The organism is Pseudomonas sp. PvP009 (genome assembly GCF_017832995.1).
Classification (GTDB): Bacteria; Pseudomonadota; Gammaproteobacteria; order Pseudomonadales; family Pseudomonadaceae; genus Aquipseudomonas; species Aquipseudomonas syringae.
Window position 1 is genome coordinate 1,854,873 of sequence record NZ_JAFIBG010000001.1, and the last position, 14,842, is coordinate 1,869,714.

15 protein-coding genes are annotated in these 14,842 nt (G+C 60.3%); 1 reads left to right on the plus strand and 14 read right to left on the minus strand.

Translation table 11 applies throughout. The features are described from left to right. Positions 1-107: 107 nt before the first annotated feature. The 12 genes from JOE29_RS08260 to JOE29_RS08315 are packed head-to-tail and all read right to left on the minus strand — an operon-like array spanning position 108 to position 11,355. The gene (locus tag JOE29_RS08260) at positions 108-764 is read right to left on the minus strand and encodes an HAD-IA family hydrolase (RefSeq protein WP_044313266.1); all 657 of its coding nucleotides are present in this window, start codon (positions 762-764) and stop codon (positions 108-110) included. 6 nt (positions 765-770) lie between these two features. Beyond that, the gene (locus JOE29_RS08265; RefSeq protein ID WP_137983662.1) at positions 771-1,991 is read right to left on the minus strand and encodes an MFS transporter; all 1,221 of its coding nucleotides are present in this window, start codon (positions 1,989-1,991) and stop codon (positions 771-773) included. Next, positions 1,988-2,902, minus strand: a complete 915-nt coding sequence (locus JOE29_RS08270; protein ID WP_044313264.1) for an ABC transporter substrate-binding protein — start codon at positions 2,900-2,902, stop codon at positions 1,988-1,990. The genes JOE29_RS08265 and JOE29_RS08270 overlap by 4 nt, the downstream gene beginning before the upstream one ends. A gap of 8 nt (positions 2,903-2,910) precedes the next feature. Then, the gene (nudK, locus tag JOE29_RS08275; RefSeq protein ID WP_003315898.1) at positions 2,911-3,507 is read right to left on the minus strand and encodes a GDP-mannose pyrophosphatase NudK; all 597 of its coding nucleotides are present in this window, start codon (positions 3,505-3,507) and stop codon (positions 2,911-2,913) included. Then, on the minus strand, positions 3,504-4,409 hold the full coding sequence (mtnP, locus tag JOE29_RS08280) for an S-methyl-5'-thioadenosine phosphorylase (RefSeq protein ID WP_210079338.1): 906 nt from the start codon (positions 4,407-4,409) through the stop codon (positions 3,504-3,506). The genes nudK and mtnP overlap by 4 nt, the downstream gene beginning before the upstream one ends. Continuing rightward, a complete protein-coding gene (locus JOE29_RS08285; RefSeq protein ID WP_044313262.1) occupies positions 4,406-5,518 on the minus strand; it encodes a fatty acid desaturase in 1,113 nt (370 codons plus the stop codon). Before JOE29_RS08285 ends, mtnP begins: the two co-directional genes overlap by 4 nt. Positions 5,519-5,520: 2 nt before the next feature. After that, positions 5,521-6,219 carry an HAD family hydrolase gene (locus JOE29_RS08290; RefSeq protein WP_044313261.1) on the minus strand — a complete coding sequence of 233 codons (699 nt, stop codon included), beginning with the start codon at positions 6,217-6,219 and terminating at the stop codon, positions 5,521-5,523. Further along, positions 6,216-7,586: an FAD-dependent monooxygenase gene (locus tag JOE29_RS08295; RefSeq protein WP_137983664.1), complete on the minus strand. Its 1,371-nt coding sequence runs from the start codon at positions 7,584-7,586 to the stop codon at positions 6,216-6,218. Before JOE29_RS08295 ends, JOE29_RS08290 begins: the two co-directional genes overlap by 4 nt. Further along, on the minus strand, positions 7,567-8,673 hold the full coding sequence (locus JOE29_RS08300; protein ID WP_137983665.1) for a DegT/DnrJ/EryC1/StrS family aminotransferase: 1,107 nt from the start codon (positions 8,671-8,673) through the stop codon (positions 7,567-7,569). The genes JOE29_RS08295 and JOE29_RS08300 overlap by 20 nt, the downstream gene beginning before the upstream one ends. Then, entirely contained in the window at positions 8,670-9,182 is a 513-nt protein-coding gene (locus JOE29_RS08305; RefSeq protein WP_044313258.1) for an NUDIX hydrolase, read from the minus strand. Before JOE29_RS08305 ends, JOE29_RS08300 begins: the two co-directional genes overlap by 4 nt. Then, complete coding sequence (locus tag JOE29_RS08310; protein WP_003315892.1) at positions 9,183-10,295, minus strand: DegT/DnrJ/EryC1/StrS family aminotransferase; 1,113 nt, start codon at positions 10,293-10,295, stop codon at positions 9,183-9,185. Positions 10,296-10,335: 40 nt separating this feature from the next. Beyond that, the gene (locus JOE29_RS08315; protein WP_044313256.1) at positions 10,336-11,355 is read right to left on the minus strand and encodes a Gfo/Idh/MocA family oxidoreductase; all 1,020 of its coding nucleotides are present in this window, start codon (positions 11,353-11,355) and stop codon (positions 10,336-10,338) included. 830 nt (positions 11,356-12,185) lie between these two features. On the opposite strand from JOE29_RS08315, the gene JOE29_RS08320 reads away from it, so the two are divergent. Further along, positions 12,186-13,337, plus strand: coding sequence for an MFS transporter (locus tag JOE29_RS08320; RefSeq protein ID WP_003391460.1), 1,152 nt, complete (start codon positions 12,186-12,188; stop codon positions 13,335-13,337). A 6-nt stretch (positions 13,338-13,343) separates the two neighbouring features. Here the strand turns inward: JOE29_RS08320 and JOE29_RS08325 are convergent, their stop codons facing one another. Together JOE29_RS08325 and JOE29_RS08330 are read right to left on the minus strand one after the other, a co-directional pair. Further along, the gene (locus tag JOE29_RS08325) at positions 13,344-14,177 is read right to left on the minus strand and encodes a PhzF family phenazine biosynthesis protein (RefSeq protein ID WP_044313255.1); all 834 of its coding nucleotides are present in this window, start codon (positions 14,175-14,177) and stop codon (positions 13,344-13,346) included. A 103-nt stretch (positions 14,178-14,280) separates the two neighbouring features. Beyond that, on the minus strand, positions 14,281-14,760 hold the full coding sequence (locus JOE29_RS08330; protein ID WP_074997538.1) for a multidrug/biocide efflux PACE transporter: 480 nt from the start codon (positions 14,758-14,760) through the stop codon (positions 14,281-14,283). Positions 14,761-14,842 lie beyond the last annotated feature (82 nt).

Below are 14,842 nucleotides of genomic sequence, written 5' to 3' on the forward strand. Positions count from 1 at the left end.
AGGCTAGTTTAGTGTGCAGGGTCGCAAAAAGCTCGGATTTGCAGGCGCAACGTTCGTCAGGCGAGGGCGCACGGATGTCACTCTGCACCTGACCGAAAACGGGCGCGTCAGGCGGGCGATTCAAGGTGTCGCCAGAGCGCATCACCGTTGAAGTCGCGAATGATGTCCCGGGCACCGGCCGCTCGCAGCTGCCCCTCATCCAGCCCCGACAGCATGCCGAAAGTATGGATCCCGGCGGCGCTCGCCGATTGGACGCCTGCCAGCGAGTCCTCGAAGGCAAGCGCCTGGTCGGCCGTCACGCCCAGCAGTTCCAGCGCCGTGAGATAAGGCATCGGATGCGGCTTGCCACGCGCCAGCTCACCGCCGATCACAATGGTTTCAAACCGGTCGACAATGCCCAGGCCAGTCAGCATGGCCATGGCGTTTTCACGGGGCGCATTGGTCACCACTGCGGTGCGCAGGCCGGTTTCGCGCGCGTGATCCAGGATACGCAACACGCCTGCCACCGGGATCGTCTCGCCCAGTTGAGCGCGAAACATGGCCTCTTTCTCCGCCGCCAGACTGGCGTATTGCGCCGTTGGAGTATCGGGAAACAGGCCGCCAAAAATCATGTCATCCGGGAAGCCCATGACATGGGCCTTGTAATAACCGATGTCCATCGAACGGCCCCAGCGTGCGAGCAACTGGTTATAGGCGTTCAAATGCAGTTCATCGGTGTCGATAAGCGTTCCGTCCAGATCGAACAACAGCGCGCAAAGGGCCATCGATTCCTACTCCTTTGAGGGGGTGGTAGCGTTGCCGGCAGACCAGGCACCACGCAGGGCGGGCACTAGCGGCAACATGAGAAGGGGATAGACGATCAGCAGGCGGAAGGCGGCCTCGACCCCGATTCGTTCGGACAGCAGCCCGAGCAGAAACGGCGCCAGCAGCAGCGCCACACCGACCGCCTGTGATGCATGGGTACTGAGCGTCGAGCTGGCCTGTGGCGCAATACGCATGGCCGAGCCAAGAATCAGCGGAAAGAAATTGCCCAGGCAGGCGCCGAGCACGAACGTGAGGATCGCTGTGCCGGTGACGCCTTTTACGAAAGACAGCACCAGCAGCGTGGCAATAGCGCTGAATATCACCACGGTCAGCAATGTAAACGGTGAGACCCGGCGCAGCGCGTAGCTGCTGACCAGTCGCCCGCAGACGGTGCCGGCAAAGTACAGGCTCATCAGCGTCGCTGCGACCGACGCGCTGGTCTGTACATGGGTCTTGATGTACTCCGCGCCCCAGAACCCGACACCCCATTCCGCCGAGATTCCGAGTATCACCAAAGCCCACAGACTGAGCCGGGTCAGGCGTTGCAGGCGCGGGGTATCGACCCTTTGCGATGAGGCGTTGTGGCCGGCCCCGGACTTATGAATGGTCAGCGGCAGGCAGAACATGATCAGCGCCCAACTGCTGACCATCAGCGGAGCCATGCGCCACGACAGCCCGATGGCTGTCGCTGCGCCCACCAGCAGCGCGCCGCCCAGTACACAGAGGCCTGCCACAATATGAGCTTCCACCAGTTTGGCGGCGGCCTGCCGACCATACAGTCTGCCGAGCATGGCCTGTCCGACGGCCATGACCAGACCTCCCGAGAAGCCCATCAGTACGCTGCCGGGCAGTGTCATGGTCAAACCGCTGGCGATTGAAAACAGTCCGCTGGCCAGCACGATAGAACCTATGGCGATACGACCGATGCCGATTGCCAGTGCCCGGCTCTCCAGCCAGCGATAGGGCACTCCGATCAGCACCAGCCCCAAGGCGTATGCGGCGAAATGCAGGCCGGTCCAGCGCAGATCAAGATTGAACTCGGCACGCAGAAACGGCATCAGTGGTCCGAGCATGCCTTGCTGGGCCCCGAACAGGCCGAACATCAGGTAAATCCCCCACGGCCGTGGCTCCGTTCTTGCCGGGGCAGAGGGCGATTGCATCGATTGGTTGTGGGCCATGTCGGTCATAGGCCAGCCTTTGTGTCGAACAGTGAATGCCAGCGTGCGCAACGGGCGACTTTGGTATGGCTGGCCTCGATGGCATCCAGCGCCTTTAGGTCGGCCGCTGCCAGTGTATCGCTCGACAGGCCACCGATCACGACCTTGCCGTAGCGTCGGCTGATGGCAGCGGCGCCCGGCGAAAGCATCCAGCCAAGTGCCTGCAGCGCCTGTGTCGCACGCGGCGAACCGGCACGACAGCCGAACACTTCGAACTCGTAGCGACGTGCATCACCGGGCACGCACCAGTGCAGGGAACTCCGCTGCGCCGCGGCACGAGTGGCAGCCGTGGACACCGTCACGCCGACCAGCGCATGGCCCTTGATCACCGCCTCTATCGGGGCGGTGGACGACCCGCTGATGGATGGCCGCAGTTGTGCAATGTGAGCGAGCCTGTCCCAGGCCTGCTCGCCGTACTCTTCGAGCAGCGCGCTCAGGTGCAGATAGCCTGCGCCCGAGCGTCCCGGATCTGGCAAGGCGATGCGATCGGCCCACGCCGGTGCGCACAGCGCGTCCCAGGACAGAGGGGGCGTGAGGCCGTGGGCAGCGAGCACGTGCGGGTCATAACAAAAGGCCGGGACAAAGCCTGACGGGCTGAACCAGCGTCGGTCGGCGGCAATCGCCTGCGCGGGCAGCATCGAGCAATCAAGCGCGTCCAGCGTCAGCAACTGCGAGTTCAGTGCAGGATCGAGCAGGGCGGTGGCAGCCGTCCCCAACAGCAGATCCCAGTCGCCTGCCGTGCCGTCGATCACGCGTTCGATCAATTCTGATGTGGACCAGCGCGAGAGGCGCACCGGTACACCGATATGCTCGCTGATGCCTGCCACGAACTCGGCCAGTTCGGCATTTTCCATCGAGCTGATAGCGATAAGTTCATCCATGCCCGGCCTCAATCCAGCAGTCCATGCAGTTTGGCGTACTGTAGCAGCATGATGGTCTTGCCGTCGCAGATCGCCCCGGTTTCTATCATGGCCAGTGCTTCGTCCAGCGGCAGCTCGAGAACCTCGATTTCTTCGCCTTCCGCTTCCAGACCACCGCCGTCGCTCAGCTTGTTTTCATCGAAGTATTCGCCGACGAAAAAGTACAGCCGCTCGGTCACCGACCCAGGGCTCATGAACGCTTCGAAGACCTTGCGCACCTCCTGTATGCGATAACCGGTCTCTTCCTCGGTCTCCTTGCGGATACAGGTTTGCGGATCGTCGCGATCCAGCAGCCCGGCGCAGGTTTCGACCAGCATGCCGTCGTGCTCGTTGACGAAGGCCGGAAAGCGGAATTGCCGGGTCAGGACGACGGTCTGCTTCAGCTTGCTGTAGAGCAGGATGGTCGCACCGTTGCCGCGGTCGTAGGTTTCCCGGGTCAGCGTGCGCCAGGCGCCGTTGCGCCCCTGAAAGTCATAGGTGGTCTTGCGCAGTACGTACCAGTTGTCCGAGAGCACTTCGACCTTCTTGATACGCACTCTGTCCTGAGTGGTGCCCGGATTGTTCATACTTTCGCTCCCAGGTGAGTGGCGTTGGGGGCAACCGTCAGCAGGCGCGCGACCATTTCCGGATCGCGGTGCTCGGGGGCGGTCATGACGGCGGTGTCCAGCGCGTGATCACATCCGGCTGAGCAGGCACCCTGATGTTCGCCCAGCCGCGTCACGGCTTCGGTGACCAGACGGCGGGTCAGTGTGACGGTATCCGCCATTCGCTGGGCGACCAGCGTCGCGTTGACCTGTTCATGGGACTCGTGCCAGCAGTCGAAGTCCGTGGGGATGGCAATCATCGCGTAGCAAAGCTCCGCTTCGCGTGCCAGCTTGGCTTCAGGCATGGCGGTCATGCCGATCACGGTGCCACCCCATTGGCGATAGAGGCTGGATTCGGCACGTGTCGAAAACTGCGGCCCTTCCATGACCACGTAGGTGCCGCCGTTGCGGGCCTGCACATCGGCGGCTTCTGCAGCGCTGGCCAACACCGAGCGCATGCGCCCGCACACCGGGTCGCCAAACGGCACGTGACCGACCAGCCCCGGCCCGAAGAACGTCTTGTCACGCTTGATCGTGCGATCGATGAACTGGTCGATCAGCACGAAGCTGCCCGGCGGTGCATCGTGGCTCAGGCTGCCCACGGCACTCACCGACAACATTTGAGTGCAGCCGACACTGCGCAGCGCGGCAATATTGGCGCGCACATTGATGAACGCTGGCGGGATGGTATGGCCCACACCGTGACGCTGCACGAACGCCACCGGCACGTCGTTGAGGGTGCCCAGCGTGACGGGAGAAGAGGGTTTGCCGAACGCCGTTTCGCACTCGACGAGCTGTACGTCCTTCAAACCGGGCAACTGTTGAAGGCCACTGCCGCCAATGATGCCGATACGTTGAATGTGCTGATGTGCCGGGGTATTCATACGCTGCCTCTGGTTTTCAAGGTGGTTTCTGGATGTCCGGTGGTCACCAGACGCTCATACAGTTCGGATAGCGCAGTGGGTGCGCTGCCGCGTCGAAGCAGCAGGCCTTCACTGGCGTTGTTGCTGTAGCGTGGCTCATGGATTTTCAGGTGCCGGTCAATCGCCGGCAGGTAGTTCCAGCGCACGCCGGGGTACAGCGAGTGCGCCAGGTGGTAGGCGTCGGACGTCGGCGCGATGAACACGCGGATCAGCCACCCGGTGATGCCGAAATAATCGGTGGGCCGGCCTGCCAGGTATTCAAGATCGCGTCTGTCCCTGGGCGTCCCTTCGACAAACCAGCGGTGCTCGGTGAGCAGTGACACCCAGGCAAACACCGGATACGACGTCAGCAACGGAACCAGCCAGCCAAACAGCACGCCTTTCCAGCCGCCTGCCCAGTAGAGCAGCGCGGTGACCGCCAGCAGACACACGATACGAACCACCGTGGTCAGGCGCGAGTGATTCAGCAGACTGTTGCGCGCCATGGTGCTCAGATTGACCCGGGCCCCCTGGGGCGTCAGCGGATAGAGCAGCAACCAATAGAATTTGCCGGAAGAGATGCCGGCCACATAGCCACCGGCATGCACCCGTGCGCGGTTGGGGTCGAGATCTGGATGATTGGGGTTGCGATGGTGTTCCAGCGTGTGGGTCTGGTGTCGGCTGCGCATGTCACGTTTGAATGCTGGAAACTGATAGAAAATATCGCTCAGCCACCACTGCCAATCATGATTGGGGCATAACGCAAAATGCACGGCGTTATGGCCAAACTCCTGCAGCGCACGCAGCCGTCCACCGCTCCACAGCACCACCATCAGCCACGCCAACGGCGAGGAGTAGAGTGATGCGAGCAGCACGGCGGCGACGATATCCAGCCAGGTCCAGATGAACGGCAGCGGCGCGAGCCAGCCATCCAGCGGTCGATAGTAGTGCTCCTTGCGGTCAGGGAGCCGGGGTGTCAGGCGCAGCAATCGCAATATGCGCTGCTTGTCGCGGTAGTAAAAGGCAACGATCGCACGCAAGGTCAATGCAGTGGCGATCAGGCCAGACAGAACGATGTGCGACGCGGTCATGGTCAGGCACTCCCGGTGTTGGCGTGCAATGTGGGGCCGGGTGTGAAGCGTTCGAGCAGATCGCCCAGGCCATCGAACAGCGGGGCACCACTGAGTCGCAGGCGTTCGCTGTTCTGATGGCCTGTCGCAACCAGCACCGGCGACCAGCCCACGACATTTGCGACGTCGAAGTCATGCAGCGTGTCGCCAACAAACAGGGTGCGTGAGGCCGGTGTGCCCAAGGTTTTCTGCAGCACTACGGCCTCGGCGGTTTTGCTGGTGGCCTGGTTATGGCTCAGCCCCACGACATGTTCGAAACACTCATACAGGCCCTTCGCGTGCAGGGTCTGAACCAGAACGTCACAGTGCGATGCCGACAGGATCGAGACGCCGATCCCGACCCTGCGCGCCGCGTCGAGAAACTCGATCACGCCCGGTTGCAGCGGGCAGTGGGCAACGTTTGCGTCGAAGTGCTCCAGGTAATGCTGCACGATGGTAGAGAACGGCACACGGTTCAGGTCAAAGCCGAGTGACGCGTAGAACCCGGCAATCGGAAAGTCGAACCTTGCCCGGTATTGTTCGGCGGTGACAGGCGCGACGCCGAACTGCTCGCCGCAACGATTCACGGCGCAGACGGCAAGATCGAGGTCGTCGATCAACGTACCGTTCCAGTCGAACACCACATGCTCGATGCCGGAGAAATGCAGGATGTCGTCGATCATTGTCGGGTATTCCGGGAAAGTAGGGCATTAAGAGCGATGCGCGACACAATCGCTGGCGAATACACCCGAGCCGGGTCCATCACCAGGTTAGTCACACTGATCTGCGTTTCCAGCGCACGACGATTGTTCGCCGAGAGCGCACCCAGCCCGGCGCCATACCAATGGTCGAAACGTGTGCGCCAAGTGCGTTCCCCGGAGGTTTCCGGAAAACGAAAATCTTCGGTCGTGGCCATGTTCCAGGCACCGTCAACGACACTGCACAGCAGGCCCTGCAACTGATGGCAGCGGAGTGATTTATCCAGCAGTGCGTCAAGGCGCTCATCGATGCAATCGGCTTCGAGTGCCGCGATGGTCATGCCCTGGCTGTACAGCGGATTCATGCTGCTCAATGCATCACCCACCACCAGCAGGCCTTCTGGCCAGTGTTTGAGACGGTCGTAGTGAGTGCGGCGACTGCCAGGCATTCTGAAGGTAAAGACCTCCGAGAGTGGCTCGGCCTCGCGGATGACGTCATGGATGTCCGGGACGGGCAGGCTGGCCAGCGCCTGAAGAAACTCGTCGGGGTCCTTGCCGGGGAAGTTGCCGAACCAGCCCCCGGTGGTCACCATCCAGCGATCGCCCTCGATCGGGCTGATGACCCCCATCGAACGCTGGGCCGGAGCGGTTGGCAGCACCAGCAATACTTTCCATTGTTCAGCGAAGGCAGGAAGCCGTTTGTAGATGCGCGATGCGTAGCCCAGTTCGGTCTTGACCACACTGTTCTGCACGCTGCCAAAGCCTGCGTCTTTCAGCCAGGAAGGCATGTGCGTGCCGCGGCCGCTGGCATCCACCAGCAGGTCGCAGGACAGGTTGCGCTCGCCCGAGCCGTCATTGATCGCGACGCCGCTCACCTGACGCAGGTTCTCGGCACCGGAAAACTCGATGCGCGTGACCCGTGTACCGGACAGAATGCTGACCTGCGGTACGGTCGTCAGGCAACGGCGCAACTGGTTGTCGATGAGCCGGCGGCTGCAGTAGTGAGCTTCGATGCCGCTGCGATAACGGTTTTTCCAGCGGCCGCGTTGGTACCACTTCACATCATGTCCGAGGTCCGCCACCTGAGCGCCGCTTTGTTCGAGCGCACTCAGCAGCCCCGGATAGATCCGCTCCATGATCTGCTTGCCGCGCAACAGCAGCAGGTGCACATGGTGTTCTTGAGGCAGGCTCTGACGCGGGCCTGTCTCGTCGTAAAAGTCGCCTTTTTCGACGACAGTGACACGCTCGAAGCGGCGCGCCAGCACGGCAGCGGTGAGGCAGCCGGTGACACTGCCGCCAATTACTACCGCATGGCCCGAGCGCAGGGCCGGTTCAATCGGGAGAGTAGTCATTGAGCACCTTGGCGATGTAATGCAGATCGTCGTCCTGCAGATTCTGGTGCAGAGGCACCGTCGTCAGTGAACGCAGCAATCTGGCAGCGTTAGGGCAGTCGCGTTGATACCGGGTCAGCAGCGGCAACTGGTAAAGCGGCTGGTTATCGTACTTGCCGATGTCCGATTCGATACCGTGACGTTGTTGGTAGTGCACCAGTTGGCGACCGTCATGCCCCACTGACTGCAGGAGCAGCGAGTAGGCGTTGACTGCGCCGCCTTTGACGACAGGCAGCTCGCGAAACGCCGGGTTATCGAGCATGGACAGAAGAAGATCGCGGTTTCTCATCCGGCGTTCGAGGTGCGAATAGAGCTGACGCGAACGGGCCAGCCCCAGCGCCGCCTGCAGCCCGCCCAGCTTCAGGTTGATACCCAGCGATTCGCCTGTCAGGTTGCCGAAACGGGTATAGGCGCGGATTCGTCTGGCCCGGTCGTCGTCATCGGTCATCACGAAGCCGCCTTCGCCGGTCGAGATGAATTTGCAGTCATGGGTACTGAAACAGCTGATATCCCCATGCCGTGCGAGCCAGGTGCCGTCCAGCCGGGTCATGTGTGCGTGGGCCAGGTCCTGGATCAGAGGAATACCGGCTTGGCGCATGGTCGCCCAGGTTTCATTCGAGCGAATCGGATAGCCCCACATCGGTACTTCGATGACTGCGCAGGTACGAGGGCCTATGCAGCGCTGCAGGTCTTGCGGATCCAGGCCGAAACTGTGCGGCGCGACATCGCAGAACACCGGCACAAGCCCCAGCGAGAGGATCGGCAGGACCGTACAGATCGGTCCCGTCGGGGCGACGATGACTTCGTCGCCCGGCTGGAAATCGACACCGGCAAGCGCAGCGGTCACTGATGCCGCACCCGAAGACACAGCGATCACATGCTTGATGCCATAGAGCCCGGAAAGCGCCGCTTCGTATTCATCGACCACCTGCGAAGTGCCTGTCAGGCCCGAATGCAGCGCCCGCTCCAGCTCATGCAGATCATCGATCGAATGCATCGGCCCTTTCTGGGTGATGGTGCGCAGCTGGGTAATGGTACGCAGGCTCATGGTGCCACCTTCATTCCCACCAGATCCCACAGCGCATCGTCTGCAAAAACCCGGTCTACCATTCGCCGGAAATTGGGAAACATCTTCAGGTCTGCGGTTTCCGCATGGCTGAAAAACCGCGCATGCTCGACTTCCCGGTTGTCCGGGCAGGCTTGCAGGCTTGTTGCCGTGACATAAATCAGGTCCAGGTGATAGTGCGGGCCGCGTTTGTCATCAATGTATTCGCACAGCACCCGGTAAGGCTGATGCAGTACGGTGACATCGGTTTCGACATCGGCGAGCTCTTCATCACGCTCGCCGAGCAACTCGGCATGAATGCCCGTCTCTTCGAAAATCTCTCTGAGTACTGCAACGTCGGGTGTTTCGCCCTGTTCGATGTGGCCGCCCGGATAGAGCCAGACGCCCAGCTTGCGGTGATGCAGCAGCAGCATCTTGCGCTCCGGGTTCAAGACGAACCCGGACGCGGTGAAATGCCGATCCAGTTGTGAGCGATCGAGTGGTTCAGTCATTTATGCGCCACCGTACTGGTTGATGCGATCAGCCATGTATTCGAGCTCCGCCCGGGTAATGCCCGGATGAACCGGAATTGTTGTCATGCCTGCCAGCAGCGCTTCTGCGTTCGGGCATTCGTTGCGGTACTGTGCCAGTGCCGGGAACTCATAGAGTGCCTTGCAACCGTAGCGTTTGATGTCGGAAGGGATACCGGCTTCGTCGAGGTAATCGATGAATGCACGGTTGTCGGCGAAGTGCAGCTCAAGGTTCAGGAAGTAATAGTTAGGCAGGCCGCCGTCGATGATTTTCTTCTCCCGGACCTTGCTGTGATCGAGCCTGGCAAGGAAGTAGGCCGCGTTCTCTCTGCGTTTCTGGATCTGCTCATTCAGTGACGCCAGACGGCTGCCGCCCAGCGCCGCTGGCAGTGCAGCGAGTTTGTAGTTGAGGCCGAAATCCTTGCCGTTGAGGTTACCGAAGCGGCTGTAGTCGCGGCAGCGCTGCGCCAATGCATCGTCGTCGGTGAGAATGAAACCGCCTTCGCCGGTTGCCAGTGGTTTACGCTCGTGGGTGCTGAAGCAGGACAGATCGCCGAATTGGGACATCGGGCGGCCTTCCAGGGTGGTGCCGTGCGAATGAGCCAGGTCGAGAATCAGCTTGATACCCAGCTCATGGGTCAGGGTGCGCAACTCGTCGACTTCCGTGGGATAGCCCCACATCGGAATATCGATGATGGCCTTGGTGCGTGAGGTCATGCGCGCCTTTATGGACGCCGGATCGGCACCGAAGCCGTGGGAGCGGGTGTCGACGAAGATGGGGTTGGCCCCGGCAGCGATGATCGGGTAAATCGTGCACAGCGGGCAACTGGGCGTCAGCAGAACGTCGTCGCCCGGACCGACCCCGGAGGCGTAGATAGCCACACTTAATGCGGCACCGCCTGACGATACGGCAATGGCGTGTTGCGCTTCGAACCAGGCGGCGAGTTTGCTTTCGTATTCGCCGACCACATCACTAGTCCCCGACAGGGGACGCTCCAGCGTCAGTTGCATGGTCAGCAGATCGTCTGCGTATACCGGGCGATATTTATCCGAAACGGCAGGTCGAGCAGTGGCGTTACTGGAAAGACTGGACATGTGTGCAAGCTCCGAAAACAGGCATTGGGTTGGCGTAGGGTCAGGCGCTCAGGGCCAGGTCTGGTCGAGCGACGGCATCTGCCTTGCAAATGCTCTCGATGACCTCATAGGTCGGCCGCAGGCTTTCGAAGCTCGCCTCATAAGTAGTGTTGTTACGAACGGCATGGAAAAACTGCTCGAGTTCGCCGAAGTAGCCACTGCGCTCATACCCCGAATCCAGAGGCCCCGGCTGCCAGGCGCCTCTCCAGCGTTTACCTGGGCCGGTAGCGCTGGTGCCGTGCTCCGGTTCGTGCATGGTGATGTTCCACAGGTTATTGAGCTCGACCATCATCGAGTTCGAGCTGACAATTTTCATGTCGAATTCAAAGTACGGGAACATTGTTCCGCTGAGCAGGCTGACACTGGCGCCCGTGGTGAACTGCAGCTCCAGACTGACCAGTAATGAATCGCCATGACGTTGCACTCGCGATTCGATATCACGCAGCTCACCGCCTCCGAACGTGACGCCCAGATCGATGGTATGGATGGCCTGTGCGAGCAGGAACGACCTCAGCGTCGAGTCGAGACCCCAGAGTGGCGAGGTGGGTTTGCTGGCGTAGTGGTTGAGCTGGACATGCACGACCTGGCCAAATTGTTCGGCACTGGTCATCTGGCGCAACTGGCGCATGGGCTTGGCAAATTTGAAATTCATGCCGACGCCGGTGATCACGTTCGAACGGCGACTTGCGTCGATCAGTTGGTCCAGTTCGTCAAGGGTGAAGCAAGGTGGCTTCTCGACGAAGACATGCACACCTTTGGCCATTGCCTTGAACGCAAGATCGCGGTGAGCCTGGGGCGGGCAGGCCATGACGACCGCATCGAGCCCGGCGTTTGCAAGCATGTCGTCGAAATTATCCGTGATCATCACATTCGATACGAAACGATTGATTTGCTCGGCTCGGCCGCGATCACTGTCGCAGACTGAAACAATACGAATGTCCGGCATCTGCAAAAGAGTGGGCAACAGATTTTCCTGCATTTGTGCGCCGAGACCAACAATGCCAACTTTGAGTGCAGCCATAATTATCTCCGTCTTTAACGTTCAGATGTAGTTCATTGAAGAAAAAGGGGCGAGCGCGTACACGAATTCCATAACGGATTACCTGAAGGGCAAACCGAATGAGTTCAGTGTTCGTGTCGAGTCAGTTGAGCCGTGCAGCAATGCTCTAAGGTGTGGGGTCGATCTGGCAGCGAAGACTGCCGGCACCCGTTGCAGAGCGGTGTGTGATGAGTGTCATCAAGGCAGCGCTGTTCCTCGTCAGCGCCAGCGAATCACGCGCATGGCCTGTAATGAAAGGAGAGCGCCGATCGGGGTAGGACGAAAAACACCGAGGCGAAGAGCCTTTAGTAGTCTGACTGATGCCGGGGAGAGTCAGTGCACGTGCGAAATACTCATGCGTTGCTTCGCGCAGGGGGCGGTATGTTTCGGTCGGGCAAGTTGTCATCTATTGATCCTCCTTAATCGGTGACGCTTCAAGCGCTTGCTGAACAATCACCAGGGAACATCTCGTCGGCCAGTTGCACTAACTGAGTGCGGGGTTGAATCTAACCCAGCCCTTTATGCGTGGCAATAAACGCGCGTAGATCAAAAAAACATAGAGGAAGGTTATGAAAATTATGCTTTCGTATTACGTTTATTCAGAGACTGGTAAATGCTTTTGATTTTTAACGTTTTTTTCAGTTATCCTTTGTTTTTGCTGGCTTTTTGCCCATTTAGAATGAAAAGATTATTCATGTGGAAACTGTCCTGAGGCGGGCGTCAACTGATTGTGTATCATAATTTGTTTAACTTGTTCGTTTCTCAAATGCCAGGTTTCGACACGGAATAATCCGACACCCAAAGGAGCATGCATGACCTCTTTCAGCACCGCAGCCCAGGATGCCAAGGCTCGGGCGGAGCAGTCTTCGACGCGTATCGCGTTTTTCATTGCCGGTTTCAGCGTGGCTTCGTGGGCGCCGCTGGTGCCTTACGTCAAACAGCGGATGGGCCTTGATGAGGGCACGCTTGGGCTCTTGTTGCTGTGTCTGGGGGTGGGCTCGATCATTTCGATGCCGCTGGCGGGAGCACTGGCGGCGCGCTTTGGCTGTCGGCGTCTGCTGGTGTGTTCGACGCTGTTGATCTGCCTGTGCCTGCCGCTGCTGGCGACGATTTCCAGTCTGCCGCTATTGATCGCCACGCTGTTTCTGTTTGGCGCGAGCATGGGCGGAGTGGACTGCACGGCCAACGTGCAGGCGGTAATTGTCGAGCGCGCCAGCGGCAAGACCATGATGTCGGGGTTTCACGGCCTGTTCAGCCTTGGCGGGATTGTCGGTGCAGCGGGCGTCGCCGGTTTGCTCAGCCTGGGTATCTCGCCATTCACGGCGATGCTGATCGTGGTCTTTCTGACGTTGGTCGCGCTGGCCAAAGCGGCGCCGAATCTGTTGCCTTACGGCAGTCCGGCCGATGGGCCAGCCTTTGCAATCCCGCGTGGCGTGGTGCTGTTCATCGGCCTGCTGTGTTTCACCGTATTTCTGGCCGAAGGCGCGATGCTCGACTGGAGCGCGGTATTCCTGACCTCGTTGCGTGGTGTCGAGCCTTCCTATGCCGGGCTGGGTTACGCGGTATTCGCCGCGACCATGACCCTTGGACGGCTGTTTGGCGATGCAGTGGTAAAACGCGTCGGCTCCAATCGAGTGATCATTCTCGGCGGACTGTGTGCCGCGGCGGGCCTGGCCGTCGCGACATTGATCCCGTTCTGGCAGGCGGCGCTGCTGGGGTATGCATTGGTGGGGGCGGGTTGCTCAAACATCGTTCCGGTCTGCTACAGCGCAGCCGGTCGGCAGAAGACCATGCCTGAAAGCGTGGCAATCCCGGCCATTACCACAGTCGGTTACGCCGGGATTCTGATCGGTCCTGCGGCAATCGGTTTCATTGCCCATGTCAGCAGTCTTGAGCTGGCGTTCATGATCGTTGCCGTGATGCTGGTGGGCGTGGCGATCGGGGGCAGCAAACTCAGGACCTGATCGGTATTACAACCTGCGCGCCATCCCCGACACCCGGATCGAGCTTCCCGGTTGCTGCGGGATTTCGGCGCGCAGACGCGATGGGCTGCCCATGTCCTCGCCCTGAATAATGTCTATCAAACCGCCATGCGGCCAGCCGATATCACGCAGATAGCCGCCCAGCGCTGCCGTGGCCGCGCCGGTGGCCGGGTCTTCGTAGACGCCGCCGAACGCAAACGGGTTGCGGGTGTGAAACAACTGATCGGTCTCGGCCCACACCAGCAGAATCGTCGCCCAGCCTTCACGGACCATCAGGTCGTGACCCATCTGCTGGTCGTAGCGCATGGCCTTGAGCCTTTCGCGGCTGTTCAGCGCCAGCAGCAGATGCCCGGCACCGCCATTGATATGCGCGGGGGTAATGCGCTCATCCAGATCGGCATGGTTATAGCCGAACAGCGCCAATGCTTCTTCCAGCAACGGCACACTGACCGGCTTGCTGAACGTGGGTGGCGATTGCAGCGCCGCCGACGTCAGCGAGCCCTGCGCGTGGCCCTCGACCGTAATCTGCGCCTGATTGAGTGTCAGCTGAAACACGCCATCGCCTTGCTGTGCCGCCAGCGCTGCGCCCAGGGCGATGGTGGCGTGCCCGCAAAACGGTACTTCTGCCAGCGGCGAGAAATACCGCACCCGCCAGCCGCCTTCGACAGGCGCAGCGAACGCCGTTTCGGAAAAACCGATGTCGGTGGCAATCTGCTGCATGACGGCATCCTCGGGTAACGCATCGCCAATCCACACACCTGCCGGATTGCCACCGCGATCGCCATCGCTGAACGCCGCCAGTTTGAGTACTTCAGTTGTCATCGAAGGGTGTCCTTGCCTGGGCCAGTAGAGGACAGTGTGCAATGACGAGGATTTGATTATCCAGTGAGAACATTTGATGCACGGTATGCGTGTGCCTGATGCATCACACCTCACACCTCGCCAGACGTCGCTGTATCAGGCGCTCACGCAGCGTGTCGTAAGCCCAGTTGAAGAGCAGGGTATAGGGCAGAAACATCAGCAGCAGACCGATGTCCAGCCAGAACGCTTCCATCAGGCTGATCGTCAGCCACCATGCGGCCAGCGGCACCACGGCCAGAATCAGTCCGGCTTCGAAACCCGTTGCGTGCAGGACGCGGACCGTGAGGCTGATGGTAAATCCGTAGCGGTTGCGCAGGCGGTCGAACAGCGCGTTGTAGGTCATGTTCCACAGCATGGCGATGGTCGAGATCATCACCGTCATGGCGCCCATCATCGCCAGCGATTGGTCCATCAGCCAGGCCAGCAGTGGTGCGACCAGAATCACACCGCCGATCTCGAACAGCGCGGCATGCATCGCCCGCTCACGCAGGGTTTTGCTGGCGACGCCGGGTTGCCGGTCGATGTGCGGTTGGCTGTTACTCATGACTACGCTGCCCTTGGTGATGATTGAATTGATGGCGGTATTATCATCGGTGTTTACGTTAAGCTGAAAATCAATGCCATCG

What these genes read in the sequence shown, in the direction of transcription:
- JOE29_RS08260 (WP_044313266.1), bottom strand. Translation starts at nt 764, where the DNA reads ATGGCCCTTTGCGCGCTGTTGTTCGATCTGGACGGAACGCTTATCGAC.
- JOE29_RS08320 (WP_003391460.1), top strand. Translation starts at nt 12,186, where the DNA reads ATGACCTCTTTCAGCACCGCAGCCCAGGATGCCAAGGCTCGGGCGGAG.
- JOE29_RS08290 (WP_044313261.1), bottom strand. Translation starts at nt 6,219, where the DNA reads ATGATCGACGACATCCTGCATTTCTCCGGCATCGAGCATGTGGTGTTC.
- JOE29_RS08270 (WP_044313264.1), bottom strand. Translation starts at nt 2,902, where the DNA reads ATGGATGAACTTATCGCTATCAGCTCGATGGAAAATGCCGAACTGGCC.
- JOE29_RS08330 (WP_074997538.1), bottom strand. Translation starts at nt 14,760, where the DNA reads ATGAGTAACAGCCAACCGCACATCGACCGGCAACCCGGCGTCGCCAGC.
- JOE29_RS08310 (WP_003315892.1), bottom strand. Translation starts at nt 10,295, where the DNA reads ATGTCCAGTCTTTCCAGTAACGCCACTGCTCGACCTGCCGTTTCGGAT.
- nudK (WP_003315898.1), bottom strand. Translation starts at nt 3,507, where the DNA reads ATGAACAATCCGGGCACCACTCAGGACAGAGTGCGTATCAAGAAGGTC.
- JOE29_RS08265 (WP_137983662.1), bottom strand. Translation starts at nt 1,991, where the DNA reads ATGACCGACATGGCCCACAACCAATCGATGCAATCGCCCTCTGCCCCG.
- JOE29_RS08315 (WP_044313256.1), bottom strand. Translation starts at nt 11,355, where the DNA reads ATGGCTGCACTCAAAGTTGGCATTGTTGGTCTCGGCGCACAAATGCAG.
- JOE29_RS08295 (WP_137983664.1), bottom strand. Translation starts at nt 7,586, where the DNA reads ATGACTACTCTCCCGATTGAACCGGCCCTGCGCTCGGGCCATGCGGTA.
- JOE29_RS08285 (WP_044313262.1), bottom strand. Translation starts at nt 5,518, where the DNA reads ATGACCGCGTCGCACATCGTTCTGTCTGGCCTGATCGCCACTGCATTG.
- mtnP (WP_210079338.1), bottom strand. Translation starts at nt 4,409, where the DNA reads ATGAATACCCCGGCACATCAGCACATTCAACGTATCGGCATCATTGGC.
- JOE29_RS08300 (WP_137983665.1), bottom strand. Translation starts at nt 8,673, where the DNA reads ATGAGCCTGCGTACCATTACCCAGCTGCGCACCATCACCCAGAAAGGG.
- JOE29_RS08305 (WP_044313258.1), bottom strand. Translation starts at nt 9,182, where the DNA reads ATGACTGAACCACTCGATCGCTCACAACTGGATCGGCATTTCACCGCG.
- JOE29_RS08325 (WP_044313255.1), bottom strand. Translation starts at nt 14,177, where the DNA reads ATGACAACTGAAGTACTCAAACTGGCGGCGTTCAGCGATGGCGATCGC.